Here is a 17,179-nt window from a genome sequence, read left to right as displayed (position 1 = left end):
TGGTTACAATCGATTATTTATCTATCAATTCTGCCAAACCTTGCTTAATCTCCTCGCGCGGCAGTCCGCCCGCTTCCAGCCGTTCATCTGCTTGAAGCAGCATTCGTCTGTATAACGCCTCTGCTTCGGCTTGGGATAGGATATGATCCTCAAGCAGCTCATACATGAGATTCTCTGCTGAGTCGAATCGTCCTTCCTCCATATGCCATTCAATGAGTAGACGCTTGGACTTAGGAGGCAGCTCATATGGAAGGAGCTTCTCCATCAGCTCTCTTACCATTTCCCGCGGATCGGCGAACGTCGCCTCAGCTTCTGCCAGAACTAACCTCACAGAGAGGTGCAGAGCCTTCAAATAAGCAAAGAAGCTCTCATCCTCGCGCCCGAGATCAGCGTTAATCTCCGCATCCTGTTTCATCAGCATGGCAATTGCTTGCAAATGGTCGGTTTCCAAAACCCCGTTCGTCGTCATCATTTGAATTAAATCCTCATCGGATAAGGAGCGGATCAGCTTGCTGCTCAAACGAAACTTATTATCCAGCAGCTCGTCGATGAACAGCAGCGCATCCTCATGCTTGCGCTCACGTCTTAGATTCAAAATCTGGCCTACTGCTTCTGTCATCTGTTCAATCATCCGCATGAAGTAATCCCGTTGAAACATATGGCTTCCCCTCTCCCTGCTGCAGGCTATCGCTTAACGTTGGTTCACGAAGTTGAGAATCGCCGTAATTAACGCTCGCGGCTGCTCAACCATCCCCATATGACCGGAGCTATCCAGCTCCACCTTCGTAACCCAATCATTAGTTGCTGCAAAAACACTTTCCAGCGGAATGACTTTATCATGCGTCCCTGCTGCGAGAAGCACAGGAAGCTCAGACTGCTCAATAACAAATTTTCGATCTGGTCGAACCTTCATCCCTTTAGCTGTAGCAATTGCACCGTTAAGTGAAGTACCATAGCCAATTTGCTTGCCGCGATTCACTTCACTTTGCATCGCTTCGAGATTCACAGCAGCAAAGAGCTTGGGAATCAGTCCATCAACGAATGACTGCACGCCATTTTCTTCTAACGCTGCTACCGCTTTATCTCTATTATCTTTGGCAGCTTCACCATCTGGAAGCGCAGTTGAGTGTATCAGTCCGAAGCCTGATAGCTTCTTGGCGTATTTCTCGACAAATGCCAAGGTAATATAACCGCCTAAAGAGTGACCAAGCAGCACGGCGTTATGGATTTGCAGCTTTATGAGCAACTCCGCAACATCCTCTGCGTATTTCTCCATCGTGTAAACTTCTTCTTCAGGTGCCGAGCTTCTGCCATGCCCGCGTGCGTCTGGTGCAATGATGCGGACGGACTGCTCAAGCTCCTCTACGATCTGCTCCCAATAGGCGGAGCTTCCACAATAACCGTGAAGCAAGACGATCACCTTCGTTATGCCATCTTCCGCTCCTCCATCATGAGGATGAGAGTCATAATACGCAAGCTCAATACCATTATTAAGCAATACTTTACGTTGTGCGATTGAATACACTTCAACTGTCTCTTCTTTGCTCATGTCATTCATGCTCCTTTATACAATTGGAATTTGCAATTCATTTTCAATTGTTCCCTGCTGCTTAGTATTTTTCTCCCACGCTGATCCGATGGCATCTGCTAATTCGCGCGCCATACGCAGCACTTGGTAGAGCGAGGTTGTCTGCAGCATCCAGTAAGCCTTCGGGCCGTTAGCGTTAACAACACCCGCTATGCTGAACTGCCCGATTGGCGGCAGTCTGCGACCGATTGCTTTTCCCGGTTGAAGCGGGCCCTCCTCTATCAGAAACCGTCCTATTGAGGACGGTTTTCCCAAGCAAGCGTCGATTGCGATGACCGTTGCTTCCTTCGGTATGGCTTGCACAGCTTGCTCAACGGCATGTGCATCGCATGGCTGTTGAAGCGTTCCAATGACATTCTGCCAACCTCGTTCTGCCAGCATACTGCCTACCAGGGGACCGAAGGAGTCACCCGATGAACGATCGCTGCCGATACATACGAACACTACGCGGCTTACATCACTATGTTTAGCTGCAATGGATGCAAGAAATCGTTCTATTTCATTTTCCGTTAACTGTTCCGTCTCCAAGCACCTGCCCTGTAATCCAAGCTATTCATTCCTGTTTTTAATTGTATCCAATTTTAAGTGACTGTTCAATTTGTGGTCATTCCTACTTGAAACATGATACAATTGCAACAAAGCATAAGCCAAGGTGAAACGGCTGTCGGCGTCCTTTGGAGGCGCAGCGCATTTCATTCCGAGAAATATAGAGAAAGTTGGAAATATGATATACTCTCCTATATTTCAAGCAAAAACATCTTCGGCGTCCTTTAGATGCTGAAGCAGCTTTGACGGTGAAATATAAGCCCTTTATAAGCTAACAAACTTATAAATTCTTATATTTGAACGAATATCGCATACACCGAGACCTAATTCGTCTCGAATTTCATTCAGGAGGCACTCCATGACTAATTTAGACCAGCCTACACAAGAGAACGTCGCGTTTATGATCGAAGTAATCAAAACAAAACTCAAAATGGCTTCCGCCGCCGCTATGCAAGCTTCCAATTTCGACCTTGGCAAGTATGAAGACATAAAAGAATTGTACGAGGTTGTCGACTCCAAGGAGAAATTCAGCATTAGCGAAGTTGAAGCTTTAGTATCCGAGCTTGGCAGACTACGCAGCCAATAACTTTTTAACAAACAAAATATTCCAGTATCAGACATTTATTTGCAAAATACAACAAAAGAAGAACCGAGCCTGGCAACTGCGCCGAGCTCGGTTCTTTTCACAAAAATATAGGAAAGTATTTCATTTGGCCAGCTTTCTCTATATTTCTAAGCGAAACGTTAGCTTAGCCGCCATAGGATGGCTTCAGTCGTTTACGCTTGTCCAAACTACTCTTGTGCTTCCTCTTCCAATTCTGCTCCAACGATCGACAGCTTAATGGAAACGTTTTTATGTTCACCTTTAAGAAAATGAGCAATACGCTCTAGCTTGTCAGCAAGCTCCGGCCCGCTTAGTGTCGTGTTCAAGTGATAGTCAAAGCTGTCAGCAGGCAGCTTGCGCTCTAACAGTGCACTTTGACCTGACCAGCCACGCTCTCCCGCCGCGTTAGCACGAGCAATCAATTGCTCTTGAACCGGATAAAACTTATCTGATTTGTTCACGACTCTTTCATAAATACGCAGCTTCTTCAGCAGCATATAGTACTGCGCCGAGTGCTTGAAATTCCATGCCTCGCGTATATCCTTCAGCGTATAGTCCATCTTCCAGCGTTTAAGCTTTTCTACTTGCTCATCAGTACTAAGCTGCAAGAAATCGTCCAGCGGCAGCATTTTTTCGGACATATTGACCCCTCCGATAAATAGTTTATAGAGTTATAAAAATATTAATACTCATTGCTTTGTTTATCATATAAAAAATACCATAAATTTTGTCACTTTACAAATTAATATAAACTCACATTCGTAATTATAGCATTAACAATCAAAAGTACTGCCTATAGAAGAAAGCCTCCACTCCCTCATCTAGCGTGAAGAGGGGGTGGAGGCGTATCTTATCTATGCTCTTTGCAGTCCGATTGATGTTAAAAACCGCTCAAATGCAGCAGTACCCGCTTCAGTACGTTTGTACACCCCTGCATCCTTAAGGACATCTAGAAATTTGCCGCCTGTTTCGGATTCCACAATTGATTTGGCTTGCTCGGCTGTGTTAGCCGTGCCGAAGCGCTCGATGAGCGATGTCAGCCATGATGCGTGGTTATGAAGCGGATGATCTGCAGCATGAAGGGCAGTTGGATCTTCTTGTGAAGCACTCGTCAGATAGCCCGCGATTTGACCCAGCTCATCCTTAAGCCGTCCTGGCAGTACAGCCAGCCCCATCACTTCAATCAAGCCGATATTTTCTTTCTTGATATGATGTAGATGCTTATGCGGATGGAAGATGCCGTCTGGGTGCTCTGTGCTCGTACGATTGTTCCGAAGGACCAAATCGATCTCGTACTCTCCGTTGTCTCGTAAACGAGCAATCGGCGTAATCGTATTGTGAGGTGTCTGAGTCCCGTCTGCTTCTTCTGTGAACGCCAATACGTCAGACTCTTCATCACTGTATGCTCGCCATTCATCCAGTATCCGGCAAGCTGCACTATGCACATCTGCTTTCGATGAACCATTGATACGTACAACTGACATCGGCCAGTTCACGATGCCGAAGCGCAAGCCTGACAGCTTAGGATCCACATACAGGACATCCGTAGATGCGGCTTCCATAGGGAAGACATGCCTTCCTCCTTGGAAATGATCATGACTTAGAATCGAGCCTCCTACAATCGGCAGATCTGCATTCGAGCCGATGAAATAGTGAGGGAACAGCTCTACGAAATCAAGCAGTCTGGCGAAGGAGGAATGGGAAATAACCATCGGCTCATGTGCGCCTTTGAATATGATGCTGTGTTCGTTGTAATACACATAAGGGGAGTATTGGAAGTACCATTGCTCCTCTTGAAGTGTGAGCGGCAAGACGCGGAGATTCTGACGAGCAGGGTGATCTGGACGTCCCGCATAGCCGACATTCTCAATGCACAGCAGACATTTCGGATATTTCGCTGGTGGCAGCGTTTTGAGCAGCGCAATTTCCTTAGGGTCCTTCTCCGGCTTAGAGAGATTAATCGTAATCTCCAGCTTGCCGAATTCTGTATCGTGCAGCCAATATTGATTTTTGCGAATACGATCCATTCGGATATAATTCGAATCAATGTTTAATTCGTAGAACGCATCTGTTGCAGCTTTGAGGCCCTCTTCCTTGGCTGTACGCTGAAAGGCTGCATTCGCCTCAGACGGACGCGGCAATAAATAGCCCATAATTCGCGCATCCAGAAGGTCTCTGTACGTATTCGTATTGTCTGGAATTATGCCAATTGCAAAACCATAATCAAGCAATGGCTCCAGCAGCGGTATCGCGCTGTCCAATTGCTCCTCGATGACTGACCCTTCATAGGCTTCCGTGAAGCCGAATAAATCAAGCAGCTGATTTCTTGCTGCATGCGTATCCAGCGGATCAGTCAATAGCTTGCGCTGCAATGCGAATTGCAGCAGTCTTTCGATTAATATCAGCGCGTCATCAGCTGATTGTTCTTGTTGTTGAATAGACAATTGCTGTTGCCCCTTTCCGTTAAGCAAGCTCCTACTTGTTACCGTACCCGTTTGGATTCGCCTCATGCCAGCTCCAGGCGCTTTGGATAATATCCTCCAGCTTGTCTCGCTTAGGATTCCAACCCAGCTCCTTGCGGGCGCGATCCGATGAAGCAACAAGAGTGGCAGGATCACCTGCGCGGCGAGCTTCGAATACGGCAGGAATTTCTTTCCCGGTTACAGTGCGAGCAATGTCAATGACCTGCTTGACGGAGAAGCCTGTTCCGTTGCCCAAGTTGTATACAGCGCTGTCTGCACCGCTGCGAAGACGGTCTACTGCAAGTACATGCGCATCGGCTAGATCGCTGACGTGAATGTAATCACGGATACAAGTACCATCCGGCGTCTCGTAATCCTCCCCGAATACCGAGATATGTGGACGCTGGCCAAGCGCAGCTTGAAGCACGATAGGGATAAGATGCGTCTCGGGACTGTGGTCCTCGCCGATCTTCCCGCTCTCATGTGCACCTGCTGCATTGAAGTAACGCAGCGATACGAATTTGATGTTATGAGCAACATCGAACCACTTCATCATTTTTTCCATTGCCAGCTTTGTTTCGCCGTAAGCGTTGGTTGGAAGCGTGCGATCGTACTCATCGATAGGCACGTTCTCCGGCTCGCCGTAGGTTGCTGCAGTCGACGAGAATACGATTCTACGAACATTGTATTCGTTCATCTTCTCGAGCAAACATAATGTACCGAATACGTTGTTATGATAATATTTGCCGGGATCCTTCATACTTTCGCCTACCAGCGAATTCGCGGCAAAATGAATAACCGCATCGATTTCATTTTCTTTGAACACGGTATCCATGAATGCTGCATCACGAAGATCGCCAACGTACAGCTTTCCTCCTAGCAATGCTTCACGATGTCCTTGCTGCAAATTATCAACAATGACAATCTCTTCTCCGCGTTCCTGCAAGGCTGCAACGGCATGCGAACCGATATATCCGGCTCCTCCTGTTACTAAAACCGCCATGATTCATTTCCCCTCTCCATACCTATAGTTACTGCTGCATCCTACACAACTAGATTTATACGAGGCGTTCTACGCCATTTCCAATCGTACATACATAAAAGTCTGCCTGGAGGCCAGTCGCTTCATTGTACTTGCGGCCTACTTCTTCTTGGAAAGCGTCAATACTGTCTTCATGCACAAGAGAAACCGTACAGCCGCCGAAACCTGCGCCCGTCATACGGGAGCCAAGCACGCCATTTACTTGACGAGCAGCCGCAACCATAGCATCGAGCTCATCTCCAGTTACTTCATACAGATCGCGCAATGAGTCATGTGATTGGTTCATCAATTGCCCAAACCCAGCAAGATCATTCGCTTTAAGCGCTTGGATGGATTGCAATACGCGGTCGATCTCTTCCACAACATGCTGAGCACGCATCCGTACTGTCTCATCCTTAATCAAGTGCTTAGCTGAATTAAGCTGCTCCAAGTTAATTTGTCCAAGCAGCGTAATCTCTGGGAATGCCGCCTGCAAATCTACCACTGCTTGCTCGCATTGTGCACGGCGCTCGTTATACGCAGAGTCGACAAGGCCGCGACGTTTGTTTGTATTACCGATAACAAGCTTATATTTTCCTGAATCAAATGGAATGAGATCGTACTCAAGCGTATCGCACATCAACAGAATCGCGTGATCTTTCTTGCCGTTCGCAACTGCGAATTGATCCATGATGCCAGAGTTTACGCCATTGAATTCATTCTCTGATTTCTGTGAGAGCAAAGCGATTTTCACTTTGTCAATCGCAAGTCCTTCCAGCGTTTGGAGCGCGTATGCTGTAACGACTTCAATAGAAGCAGAGGAGGAAAGACCAGCACCATTCGGAATTTCACCGTGGAAGAGCAGATCGTAGCCGCTGCTGAATTTCACGCCGGTTTGTTGAAGCTCATAGACGATGCCCTTAGGGTAGTTCATCCAGTCATCCGCATCATCATATACGATGGAATCGATGGAGAAGCTTTTGAAAGTCGGGAAGTTAGTCGTTGCAAGACCGAGATTACGATCTGTACGCTTGCGGATAAGCAAAGTCGTACCGAATGTCAATGCCGCAGGGAACACATAACCACCGTTGTAGTCCGTATGCTCGCCGATTAGATTCACACGGCCTGGAGCATGAAATACGGCAATATCGCCTGCTTCTCCGCCGTATTGTTGTATAAATTGCTGTGTTAGCGCGTCAATGTTTGCCATTTGCTATCACGTTCCTTTTTTATCAATTTTGTGTGTATCGTTTGCAACTTCAGTATAAGGGACTCCGGCAAAAAACGAAATGGCGGCAAGTGCTTTTTATATGGATTTATGTGACTTCTCACAGGTTGATTAATCATGATATGATAGTGTAAACACTACATTCGCTCTCCATTTCATCCCCATATGAAGCAGGTGTAAAGTAAAATGACACAGGATATGTATACGGTTGCCTCCAATCCAGTTATCGAGGGCAGTACGGACTCGCCGCTTAACGTGCTGTTTGCAGGCGAGAGCCAAACAAAGCCACTTCACAGGCTTGGACCCAAAGTTTACGATTTTTATTTGATGCATACTGTTCTGGAGGGCAAGGGCCACTTTATTTGTGATGGAAACAGACATGAGCTACACGCAGGTCATACCTTCCTCATTGAGCCTGATAAGTTGATCAGTTATGAGTCCGACAGCGAATGTCCTTGGCGATACCGCTGGGTTGCCTTTAACGGAACACATTCAGCAAGCTTGATTGCCTCCGCTGGATTTATTGATGGTCTTAAAGTGGTATTCACGCCCGACAAGCGCCGAACACATACATTGTTCCGCCAAATTTTTGAAACCTTCAGACGAGGGGAATCAGCCGCCGATATAAAGGCGACAGGCTATCTTCATCTTCTGCTCGCGGAGTACAAAGCTTTGTTGCACTCACCTGGCAATGGCTCGATGCGCAGCGGACAAGCAGAAGGCGATCAGCTTCTACAACAGGTCATCCATTATTTGACGACTCAGTATGCCCATCCCGTATCCATTGCTGACATGGCAGAATCGCTCGGTTACAACAGAGCGTATTTGTCTAGACTCTTCAAGCAACGTACAGGAGTATCACCCGTTACCTTCCTGCTGAAACTTCGCATTGACAAAGCAAGGCATATGCTCCGCGAGCGGCCCGAGCTTACGATTGAACAAATTTCCGCATCTGTCGGGCTGCAGGATGCCCTATATTTCTCCAAGCAATTCCGTCGATTTCACGGTCAATCCCCTACTGCCTACCGCAATGCGATGCTCAGCATCGTTGATTAATTAAGCCCGCCCTCCGCATGACCCTAGTATGATCATCTGTTCGCTTCATATTCGCAGATTCGGGTAATACTACCCATAGGGAGTGATGACCAATGAAGGAGCTGTACACCGGAAAATTATATTGGCCGGTAACACTGAACGATACGAGGGAATACCCACCGCTGCGAGACAACAAGAAAGTTCAGGTTGCTGTTATCGGCGGCGGCATGTCAGGTGCGATTTGCGCTGCCGAGCTCGTTAAGAGTGGACTTAGCACCGTTCTGCTGGAACGTGGACAAGTTGCGGGAGGAAGTACGTCAGCAAATACCGGTCTGCTTCAGTTCTGCAATGACATTATGCTCTGTGATTTAATCGACCAAATCGGAGAACGGGATGCGCAAACTTTTTATAAAGCATGCAAGGTTGCAGTAGAATCGCTTGAGAAAACGGCCAGCAGCCTTTCCGTCGACGTGGGGTTTAAGAGAAGAAGCAGCCTCTATTATGCTTCGACAGAACAAGAGTTGCCCAAGTTGAAGAAGGAGTATGCAGCATTAAAGGCTTGTGGCTTTGATGTAGAATTCTGGTCTCCGGAACAGATTGAGAGCCATTTCCCGTTCCGGAAATCAGGCGCAATCGTTACGCATGGCGATGCAGAGATCAATCCGTTCCAGTTCGTGAACGGCGTTGCTGATGCTGCTGCAAATGCCGGTCTTGATATCCATGAGAATACCGACATTATTGCACATGATACGCTTCCTAGCGGACTGCACGTCCTGCGTACGGCAGAGGGCTTCGAGATTGAAGCTGAGCATGTCGTCTATGCTGTTGGATACGAGCCGGAAGAGTTGAAAGGCAGACTAATTAAAGCGAATCTGAATCGTTCTTTCGTGATTGTTACCGAAATTCAAAAGAATCTTCAAAGCTGGCACGAACACTGCCTCGTATGGGAAACGGCGCGTCCCTACCTGTACATGCGTACAACCCTTGATGGGCGCGTTATAGTTGGCGGATTAGATGAAGAAACCGAGCAGCCGATTCATAGCGACAAGGTGAGGAGAAAACATAGTGAAAAGCTGCTGGATCAGCTAAAAGCACTGTTTCCGCAGTTGCAGGCGCCGGTTGAATTCGAATGGAGTGCTACCTTCGGAGAATCACGGGACAACCTACCCTTCATCGGTGCTGATCCAACATGGAGCAACGTCTATTACTGTCTAGGTTACGGTGGCAACGGTACCGTATACAGCATGATTGCAGCGGGACTGCTTGGGTGTTTAATTCACGGTGAAACTCATCCTTTGGTCGATATCATCAAGCTTGAGCGGCCTTCACTTACCAGCGTTTAAGGAAACTGTGCAAGGTGAAACGGCTGTCGCCGTCCTCTGGCGGCACAGCGCGCTTCATTCCGAGAAATATGGATAAAGGATGGAAAAATCCTATCCTTCCCTCTATTTTAAGCAAGCACCAAAAAGCCTCATCCATTTGCAGTCCGATTGCGAATGGAATAAGACTTCTTGGTGCTAATGAAGAGCCTGACGTCTATGCTCCAGCAACGATTAAAGATGCTCCGCAGGACCGAAAGGCAGCCTCTGCCGCTCCTTGCCTGGATAAATCCGGTCCGCCGTCTTTATCCAGCATTGATTTGGTTTCGTCTGTTTCCACGATAACGACAATAGAGCCTTGTTGGAGCGCTTGGCTGCATATTTGTGTTTCCTCATTATCAAGGCCGAGTGCGTGAAGCGTGCTCCCATGTTCATCATGGCCAAACCATACAGCAGCCGCAAATGCATTGCCTCCCACTGTATATGGCGCGATGCCGTATCCCGTCATGCCCATTACGGCATTGGCACCTGCACCTGCATAGCCAGTTGCAGCAGTCATGCCAAATACGGCATCCCCTTCATCATCCGATGCCGCTTCCAGCTCTCTGAGCTCATCAACATGGACATCACTCTCAGACTCGATTCGTCTTGAATGCTCCGAATCCTTGGCGAGCACTTTAAGCTCGCCTTGCACAAAACCAGCTTGCTCTAGCTGACTGATGACATCTATGGCTTGCTGCTCGGTCTGAAAAACGCCAATTTTTCTAGCCAATTTTATCCCTCCTGAATGTAGATAGATATTGATCTCATGCTCTATGAATCAAGCTAATGTTGGTATGCCCTGTTTTTGCAGAATAAGTCGTATCCTGTTGAATGCCAGCGTGAAATAATAAATGCTTTGTCTTATCCCGTGATCAGGTTGTGCATATATGCAGTTCGCGGTATGATGAAGCAATAGATATTGGAAAATCGGACAAGCAGGAGGCAAAGCGATGATCCATCGGATGCTTCGCTATCCCGCAGGATGGGAATGGCATGTACTGCAGCAAGCAAAGCAGCAAACCGTCAGGGATGAGCCTTTGCCGAGCAGAAAAAATGCACATAAGCGAGCTGCCTCTTCACATGAAGAGCAAAGAGCTGTTAAAGCAAAAATGAGGCAAGAGCACGATGCAGCAGAACAGCATACAGAAGAGCTGAAACAGCAGTATCCAGAATGTGCTGCATGGATTGATGAGTGTGCGGGCAGAAGGACTAACAATATATCAGTTGGGGAAACAACGCTGCCCGGCAAACTGCTCTATGGAACAGTCATGTTTCAAGTATCCGAAGACCAATCGGATGTGCAGCCTTTTCACTTCTGGCTGACACAGAGCAAGCTGTTGACCATGCATGAGGACATGCGGGTTCCACTCCGGCTGCAGGCCGTTCAGCATACTTCTAGACTTGAGAGCTGCAACACTGCTCCCGAAGCCATGTTTGTTATGCTCAGCATTATTCTTGATACGTTCCACGCCGGCCTGGATGGTTTTGAGAAGCGGCTCGGAGAGCTCGAGACAACCATGCGGCAAGAGAATCGTACCGGTCTCATCGATGTCATCTTCGAGCGACGGTATGATCTACTCCATTGGAGCCATCTGTTCATCCCTGTCAGAGAGGTGCACAGCGCTGCCAAGGAAGCATTCATGAATGACCTAACTGAATCGGACAGCTTCCAAAGAATTACTCATAAACTCGAGCGAATAGATGCGCTGCTCAAGCACTATGCGCTCGAGATTGATACGTTGATATCGATGGACGATGCGATTTCGAACTTCCGCGGCAATGATATTATGAAGACTCTGACGATATTTACCGTATTATTTCTGCCAGCAACCATCATTGGCGGCATATGGGGAGTCAACTTTGAGAACCTCCCTTTCAAGGATGACAAATGGAGCTTTGCAGCAATGATTACGGCTATCGTTATCATTACTCTATTCATGTATATCTGGCTATGGAAGAAAGGCTGGACAGGTGATTTGCTCAATGGACGTACGCCGAAGGAGATTGTTGCTTCGGACGATGCTACGGATCTCGTGCAGGGGAAACGCGCTAATCGGAGAAAAGGCAGCCGCTCGACAGCACCACAGAAACAAACGGCCGCTGGCTCACCCAAAAGCCGTTCACAGAAAAAACGAAGCTAACGGCGTTTAGCAGCTATCAGCAAGCTTATGAAAAAACCGTCCAAGAGGGCTATTCCCCTCTTGGACGGTTTTCGTTATTATTCGGACTATAGCTTAACAGGCAGCCCTGTACGGGCAGACTCGTTCGCTGCAATCGTAACGAGATGAGTAAGTACCGCGTCTGCATAAGTAGAACGGATTCGTGAAGTATCTCCTGTTCTGACAGCATGCAGGAAAGCGTCGTTCTCCAGCTCATAAGGATTGCTTCGGTTCGAATATTCCGTTCTGCGGCCTGTTTCCGTATCGATCAGCCCGCTATGACCAAGCTCCAATACGCCTTTATTCGTATAAATATGCAGCCCCGAACGGTCACCAGCCGGAATCGCACATGTATTGCTGATCGTGGCAACAGCACCGCCTTCCAGCTTTAGGGTTACCGTACCCACGTCCGGAACCGTTACACCGTCCTCTATGCTGCTCATATAGCGGTCGCCATAAGCGGCATAAACCTCTTTTACTTCGCCTACTGTATAGCGAAGCAAATCAACGATATGCGTAGTCTGCTCTACGAACTGCCCGCCTGACCCTTCCATTTTGCGCCACCAGCTTACTCCCGGCATGGACCCCATCCAATAGCCTAGAGCCATCAGCGCCGTGCGCTCCCGAAGCAGCTCCTTAGCGCGATCTGTACCCTCGAAGTAACGGAAGTGATAACCTACTGAAGTAATGAGCTTCTTCTCTTCTACTCCCTTAAGTATGGCGGAGGGAAGCTCCTGATCTAAGCCAATCGGCTTCTCCACGAGGAATGGAATGCTGCGCTCGAGAAGAGCTTTCTCAATCTCTCCGTGCGCGAATGGAGGCACACATATATAAACCGCATCAAGCTTGCGATCGTCAAGCATTTGGTGAATAGTCGCGTAACCTCGGGACCCCTCGAATTGCTTTGCCGCCTCATCTGCCTTCTGCTGGCTAGTCGCAACGAAACCAGCTACCTTTACGCCATCAAGCTTAGCCAGCTTCTCTGCATGCATCATGCCGAACCAGCCTGTACCTACAATACCTATTTGAAGTGTCATCTATGAATCCCCTTTCAGAATCGGTTTACTTCCACGATTATACTTGGAATGCAGCCGTAAAGTCTATTCTTTCCGCTGGTACCCATCCGCCCGCCTCTTCATACAATACAACATCGGAATGGCCGTAAGGCGTATGAGCGGAGGGATGGATATGGGAGCGAACTCAAGAAACACGGTGGCATCACAGGAACTGGATCTTCGAACGGCTCTATTTTTGGCCGCGGTATGCGGGCAAACCTATATGCAATATAACAACAAGGACGGACTGTTTCTTGTACCGAGAGGCTATAGCTTAGTTGGGGAATTTATGGCAAAAGCGTATGATAACAGTCAGGAAAGGTTCGGATTCGTTCTGACCTCGGACAGAGCTTCCGTTCTCGCCTTTCGGGGCAGCGGCTCCGCTGTGGACTGGGTATCCGATTTCATCGCCCAGCAGACCACGTATCGCCCTGTGAAAAACGCTGGACTCACTCATAAGGGTTTTACAGATATTTATATGTCTGCTCGTACTGGCATTCTCGAACTACTCAAGCAGCTGCCGCCTGAGAAACCTTTGTTTGTCACCGGACATAGTCTGGGCGGAGCGCTCGCAACGCTTGCTGCCATGGACATAGCGAGCCAATCTGCTTTTTCAGCTCCTATTATTTACACATTTGGTGCGCCGCGGGTGGGTGATCCTAAATTCGTAAGCAGCTATAACGCAGCGATCGCGACGCATTGGCGTTTCCAGAATGAATTTGATATTGTCCCTCATTTGCCGACCCTCGTCTACCAATCACCCAAAACCAAACAAACCTATTATTACATGCATGTAAAAGGTGAGGTGAAGCGCTCTTTCCGAATGGGGTCCGTCTCAGGCAACCATATCCTGTCCAGCTATTTCGCTGATCTTGTGAGCGATGATCCATCCTTTGCTATGTCCATTTGTGCAGATCCACCTGGCTGGTGCCCTGCGATTGAGCCCTAATATCCGTTCACTTTCCCCAAAAAAATAGTGAAGCAAGTCTCTTTTCTCATGAGAACATCTTCATGTCTTCATGTGAAATGAGAGTTGCTTCACTATAGCCGAACCGGCAGCACATACAGCAGAATCGCAAAGAAATGAACAATGGATCCGCCTAGCACGAACATATGCCATACCGCATGATGATAAGGGAAACCTCGCCATACATAAAACACGGTGCCGAACGTATATAACAAGCCTCCAGTAATGAGCAGTTGCAAGCCGCCTGGAGCCAGATGCTGACTAAGGGGTTTCCAAGCAAATACGATAATCCATCCCATCGCAATGTAGATAAGCGTCGAGGTAAATAAAAATTTAGAAGCAAAAAACGCTTTGAAAATAACACCTGCGAGTGCCGCGCCCCAAACGATGCCAAACAGTGTCCAGCCTAGCGCCCCTTGTACGATATGGAACAAGATCGGTGTGTACGTTCCAGCAATAAACACATAAATAAAAGAGTGATCAAGCGATTCGAATATCCGCTTTGCCTTTCCCTCGGGAAAGCTGTGTACGAGCGTTGAAGCAGCATACAACAAAAGCATGGCCGTCCCGTATATGGTGAAGCTGACGACATGAAGGGCCGTTCCCTTCGAAGCTGCAAATACAATTAACAAGACAAGCGCCGCTGCGCTTAGAGCAGCCCCAATGCCATGCGTGACCGCATTTGCTACCTCTTCCTTCTTGGTATACGTATGCGTATTTGCCATGTGACACTCACCTCCTAAGTCACAAGCATGAGCTGAATTCCATTTAGCACATAGCCTGCCTCTTCTTAGTGTAAAGGATCACACCCACCCTTTCAACCAGCTACACATGCGATCAATCGTTTTATCGAGATTACAAATCGCTTCTTGATCTGAATAATCCTCCGTATGACGGAAGTAATCCGCATGTCCGCCGATCATCGGGATGCCTTCTACGTAACTAGGGGCATACTTCATCCGGTTCCACCTTGGCATCGTGAAGCGGTCTCGGCTCCAGCCGCCCCAAGTACCGATCCGACTTATCGGATCGTTCAGCTTGCCGAAGCTGTTAATGGAGTGGAAGTAGCTTACGTGATTTTGCAGCTTAGGCTCAATCGGCGTTCTAGGTGAACCAATCTGAACAATACGGAAATCTTCTACCTGCTCTTGCTCATGGAGCATCTTCGCTGCTTGATACGCTGCAGCCCCGCCTCCACTATGTCCTATTAGCAGCATGCGTTCCCCGCCGAACGTTTCTTTAATCTTAGCAAGCGCGTTCCGCCCGCCGATTCTGCCTGCCGTTAGGCGATTGGACAAATCGCTTCTCACCTCAAGCACCTGCCTGACCAAGCTGCGGCTTGCATCTCCGTAAGGGAATATAACATGAATGGTCGGCTCAATGCCGTCGGACTGAAACAGCTTTTCAAGCTTTATTTTGCATTCCGTAAATATACTGTTGGATGTTGCGACACCGGCAAGCAAATAAATAGTCATGCGTGTGGGTTTGGTCGCCGTCATAACGAATCCCTCCAAAAATCATGTGCGTATACTCATTATGTGGGATAGCCGTAAGAATCATTCTTGTATATATATGTTTTTTCCTTGAAGATCGATTTTCCAGCCTAGAGCCGTTATAGCTTGCTTAAGCGGCAGTGCGCGTATGCTTCGGTTAATATGGTGCTGCCTCTCCGTTTTTAATCCTGTCCATATGTTACGTTGAACGACCGTTATTGGTGTCGTAGTCAACGGATATCCATCCCGGCTCAATAGCCTCCCGTATTCCACGCCACTGTCATCTCTGGCCACCTTCACTTTCAAACGCAGCAATTGTGAGAAGAACAGCTCATCTACATACAATTTCCCATTTTCCTTGAAAATGAACCCTCGATACGTAAAGTGCTGCTGTACCGCTTGCTTATAACCAGACGGATACTGAGCAAGTTGGTTTAAGAAGTGGCTTGAATTCGTCACACTTCGGTAAGCCTGCAGCAGCTCCGCATTGCCGGTTAAGGAGTAATCGTTAATTTGGCGTGCTTTGTTATAGGCGGCTACGTTGTTGACATCGAAATAATAAACCGCCTTCACACGTGGGTAGTCGCTCTCCAAGTGCCGATATAACCGGGAAATCCGATTGATTGCGAAGCGGGTATCTTCTTGTCCATCCGTCGTGTTATAGTGCGTGGCTCCGAATTCAGACAGCTGAATTGGCTTCGCACGACTGAAACGGTTATAGACGAAATTGAGAAGATCACGTGGATCTTCATGACTGGCATCATCTCTTTTATTCCCATTATGGTACTTCACATTGTACAGGTTAACGCCAACCCAATCCACATAACAGTCGCCAGGATAGAAATGCTCAATCGTGCTCACAGGAAACGTCAGCACTGTCCAAACCATCGCTACATTAGGAGCCTCTTTGGCAAAAATGTCATGAACCATGCGCCATACGCGTTTGTAGCCTTCTGCATCACCGCTGTATGCGGTCCATGTCCCATTCATCTCTGACGCAAATCGCAGAAAAATCGGCGTGCCCGCCTCATTGGCCTGACTCGCAAACTCATGAATATAGGCATCATCCTGTACCTTTCCAAGCCCCTTGTTCGGCTCCCATGCTATATGCGGAAATGCCCCCGCTTCCTTCACCTGCCTAACCCATTCAGCAGGAAAAGGCTTTCCATAACCGACATACTTAAAGAAGCTTGCATGCTGCCTGCCTGTTCGCTCGTTGAATGCCTTCATGCTGAATTGAATGGCGCTGTCCTGCAGCACATAAGCGCCCAAATAAACGCCTTTCTTCGGCTCGGCTTTCGCCAGCTTATACGAGGCTTCAGGCAGTTGATAATGAATCGTCCAATCCCCTCTTTGTACAAGCTTCATCCATTGTTTTGCACGACTGATGTTATGCTGTTGTCTAATGCTTGAATCGCCATCACCCGTATAGCCCTCTGCCTGCGTCCTAGAAGGAAGCAACAAAGCAGGACATATCAGAATCAGAACAGCAATTCCTTTCAACATCGACCAGCGAACATTCGAGCAGCTGCTTCTTTCCTGCCCCATCCTGTCTACACTCCTCCCGCACAGACTCAAACTTCTAGTGCTTGTAGGAAAATCATTACTTATGCTTACTTTAATTTCAGCTTTCGCTATCCTTACGAACGTTATTCCCTGT

Annotated in this window: 17 protein-coding genes; 5 read left to right on the top strand and 12 right to left on the bottom strand. The window is 47.9% G+C overall.

Annotated features, from left to right (window positions below; all coding sequences use genetic code 11):
* Positions 1–13: 13 nt before the first annotated feature.
* From FGT79_RS25885 to yyaC, 3 genes are read right to left on the bottom strand one after another with little or no spacing between them, the layout of a single operon-like run.
* Positions 14–658 carry a DUF6483 family protein gene (locus FGT79_RS25885; RefSeq protein WP_138755735.1) on the bottom strand — a complete coding sequence of 215 codons (645 nt, stop codon included), beginning with the start codon at positions 656–658 and terminating at the stop codon, positions 14–16.
* A gap of 33 nt (positions 659–691) precedes the next feature.
* Positions 692–1,549 carry an alpha/beta fold hydrolase gene (locus FGT79_RS25880; RefSeq protein WP_138755734.1) on the bottom strand — a complete coding sequence of 286 codons (858 nt, stop codon included), beginning with the start codon at positions 1,547–1,549 and terminating at the stop codon, positions 692–694.
* 15 nt (positions 1,550–1,564) lie between these two features.
* Positions 1,565–2,116 (bottom strand): spore protease YyaC, encoded by a 552-nt coding sequence (gene yyaC, locus FGT79_RS25875; RefSeq protein ID WP_138755733.1) that lies wholly within the window; start codon positions 2,114–2,116, stop codon positions 1,565–1,567.
* A gap of 376 nt (positions 2,117–2,492) precedes the next feature.
* On the opposite strand from yyaC, the gene FGT79_RS25870 reads away from it, so the two are divergent.
* On the top strand, positions 2,493–2,720 hold the full coding sequence (locus FGT79_RS25870; RefSeq protein ID WP_138755732.1) for a DUF1128 domain-containing protein: 228 nt from the start codon (positions 2,493–2,495) through the stop codon (positions 2,718–2,720).
* A 206-nt stretch (positions 2,721–2,926) separates the two neighbouring features.
* On the opposite strand, the gene FGT79_RS25865 is transcribed toward FGT79_RS25870, so the two are convergent.
* The 4 genes from FGT79_RS25865 to FGT79_RS25850 all read right to left on the bottom strand — a co-directional run bounded on the left by FGT79_RS25865 (position 2,927) and on the right by FGT79_RS25850 (position 7,431).
* Positions 2,927–3,379: a hypothetical protein gene (locus FGT79_RS25865; RefSeq protein ID WP_138755731.1), complete on the bottom strand. Its 453-nt coding sequence runs from the start codon at positions 3,377–3,379 to the stop codon at positions 2,927–2,929.
* Between the two features lie 213 nt (positions 3,380–3,592).
* On the bottom strand, positions 3,593–5,248 hold the full coding sequence (locus FGT79_RS25860; RefSeq protein ID WP_138755730.1) for a UDP-glucose--hexose-1-phosphate uridylyltransferase: 1,656 nt from the start codon (positions 5,246–5,248) through the stop codon (positions 3,593–3,595).
* Positions 5,214–6,203 (bottom strand): UDP-glucose 4-epimerase GalE, encoded by a 990-nt coding sequence (galE, locus tag FGT79_RS25855; RefSeq protein WP_138755729.1) that lies wholly within the window; start codon positions 6,201–6,203, stop codon positions 5,214–5,216. Before galE ends, FGT79_RS25860 begins: the two co-directional genes overlap by 35 nt.
* 55 nt (positions 6,204–6,258) lie before the next feature.
* Positions 6,259–7,431, bottom strand: coding sequence for a galactokinase (locus tag FGT79_RS25850; protein WP_138755728.1), 1,173 nt, complete (start codon positions 7,429–7,431; stop codon positions 6,259–6,261).
* A gap of 204 nt (positions 7,432–7,635) precedes the next feature.
* Between FGT79_RS25850 and FGT79_RS25845 the strand changes: the two genes are divergently transcribed.
* Positions 7,636–8,505, top strand: coding sequence for an AraC family transcriptional regulator (locus FGT79_RS25845; RefSeq protein ID WP_138755727.1), 870 nt, complete (start codon positions 7,636–7,638; stop codon positions 8,503–8,505).
* 92 nt (positions 8,506–8,597) lie between these two features.
* Complete coding sequence (locus FGT79_RS25840; RefSeq protein ID WP_138755726.1) at positions 8,598–9,827, top strand: NAD(P)/FAD-dependent oxidoreductase; 1,230 nt, start codon at positions 8,598–8,600, stop codon at positions 9,825–9,827.
* 193 nt (positions 9,828–10,020) lie between these two features.
* On the opposite strand, the gene FGT79_RS25835 is transcribed toward FGT79_RS25840, so the two are convergent.
* Positions 10,021–10,575, bottom strand: a complete 555-nt coding sequence (locus tag FGT79_RS25835; RefSeq protein WP_171056455.1) for a general stress protein — start codon at positions 10,573–10,575, stop codon at positions 10,021–10,023.
* A gap of 220 nt (positions 10,576–10,795) precedes the next feature.
* On the opposite strand from FGT79_RS25835, the gene FGT79_RS25830 reads away from it, so the two are divergent.
* Positions 10,796–11,986: a magnesium transporter CorA family protein gene (locus FGT79_RS25830; protein ID WP_138755724.1), complete on the top strand. Its 1,191-nt coding sequence runs from the start codon at positions 10,796–10,798 to the stop codon at positions 11,984–11,986.
* Positions 11,987–12,072: 86 nt separating this feature from the next.
* Here the strand turns inward: FGT79_RS25830 and FGT79_RS25825 are convergent, their stop codons facing one another.
* Positions 12,073–13,041 (bottom strand): Gfo/Idh/MocA family protein, encoded by a 969-nt coding sequence (locus tag FGT79_RS25825; RefSeq protein WP_138755723.1) that lies wholly within the window; start codon positions 13,039–13,041, stop codon positions 12,073–12,075.
* Positions 13,042–13,192: 151 nt separating this feature from the next.
* Here FGT79_RS25825 and FGT79_RS25820 point away from each other — a divergent pair, with 151 nt between their 5' ends.
* Positions 13,193–14,008 (top strand): lipase family protein, encoded by an 816-nt coding sequence (locus tag FGT79_RS25820; RefSeq protein ID WP_138755722.1) that lies wholly within the window; start codon positions 13,193–13,195, stop codon positions 14,006–14,008.
* Positions 14,009–14,100: 92 nt separating this feature from the next.
* Here FGT79_RS25820 and trhA read toward each other — a convergent pair whose 3' ends face one another.
* The 3 genes from trhA to FGT79_RS25805 all read right to left on the bottom strand — a co-directional run bounded on the left by trhA (position 14,101) and on the right by FGT79_RS25805 (position 17,067).
* Positions 14,101–14,751 carry a PAQR family membrane homeostasis protein TrhA gene (gene trhA / locus FGT79_RS25815; RefSeq protein WP_138755721.1) on the bottom strand — a complete coding sequence of 217 codons (651 nt, stop codon included), beginning with the start codon at positions 14,749–14,751 and terminating at the stop codon, positions 14,101–14,103.
* A gap of 78 nt (positions 14,752–14,829) precedes the next feature.
* A complete protein-coding gene (locus FGT79_RS25810) occupies positions 14,830–15,525 on the bottom strand; it encodes a lipase family protein (RefSeq protein WP_138755720.1) in 696 nt (231 codons plus the stop codon).
* A 57-nt stretch (positions 15,526–15,582) separates the two neighbouring features.
* A complete protein-coding gene (locus FGT79_RS25805) occupies positions 15,583–17,067 on the bottom strand; it encodes a glycoside hydrolase family 26 protein (protein ID WP_138755719.1) in 1,485 nt (494 codons plus the stop codon).
* Positions 17,068–17,179: the final 112 nt, after the last annotated feature.

The organism is Paenibacillus sinopodophylli (assembly GCF_005930355.1).
Lineage (GTDB): Bacteria > Bacillota > Bacilli > Paenibacillales > Paenibacillaceae > Pristimantibacillus > Pristimantibacillus sinopodophylli.
The sequence above is the reverse complement of the archived record's forward strand: the minus strand, read 5'-3'. Positions and strand labels throughout refer to the sequence as shown.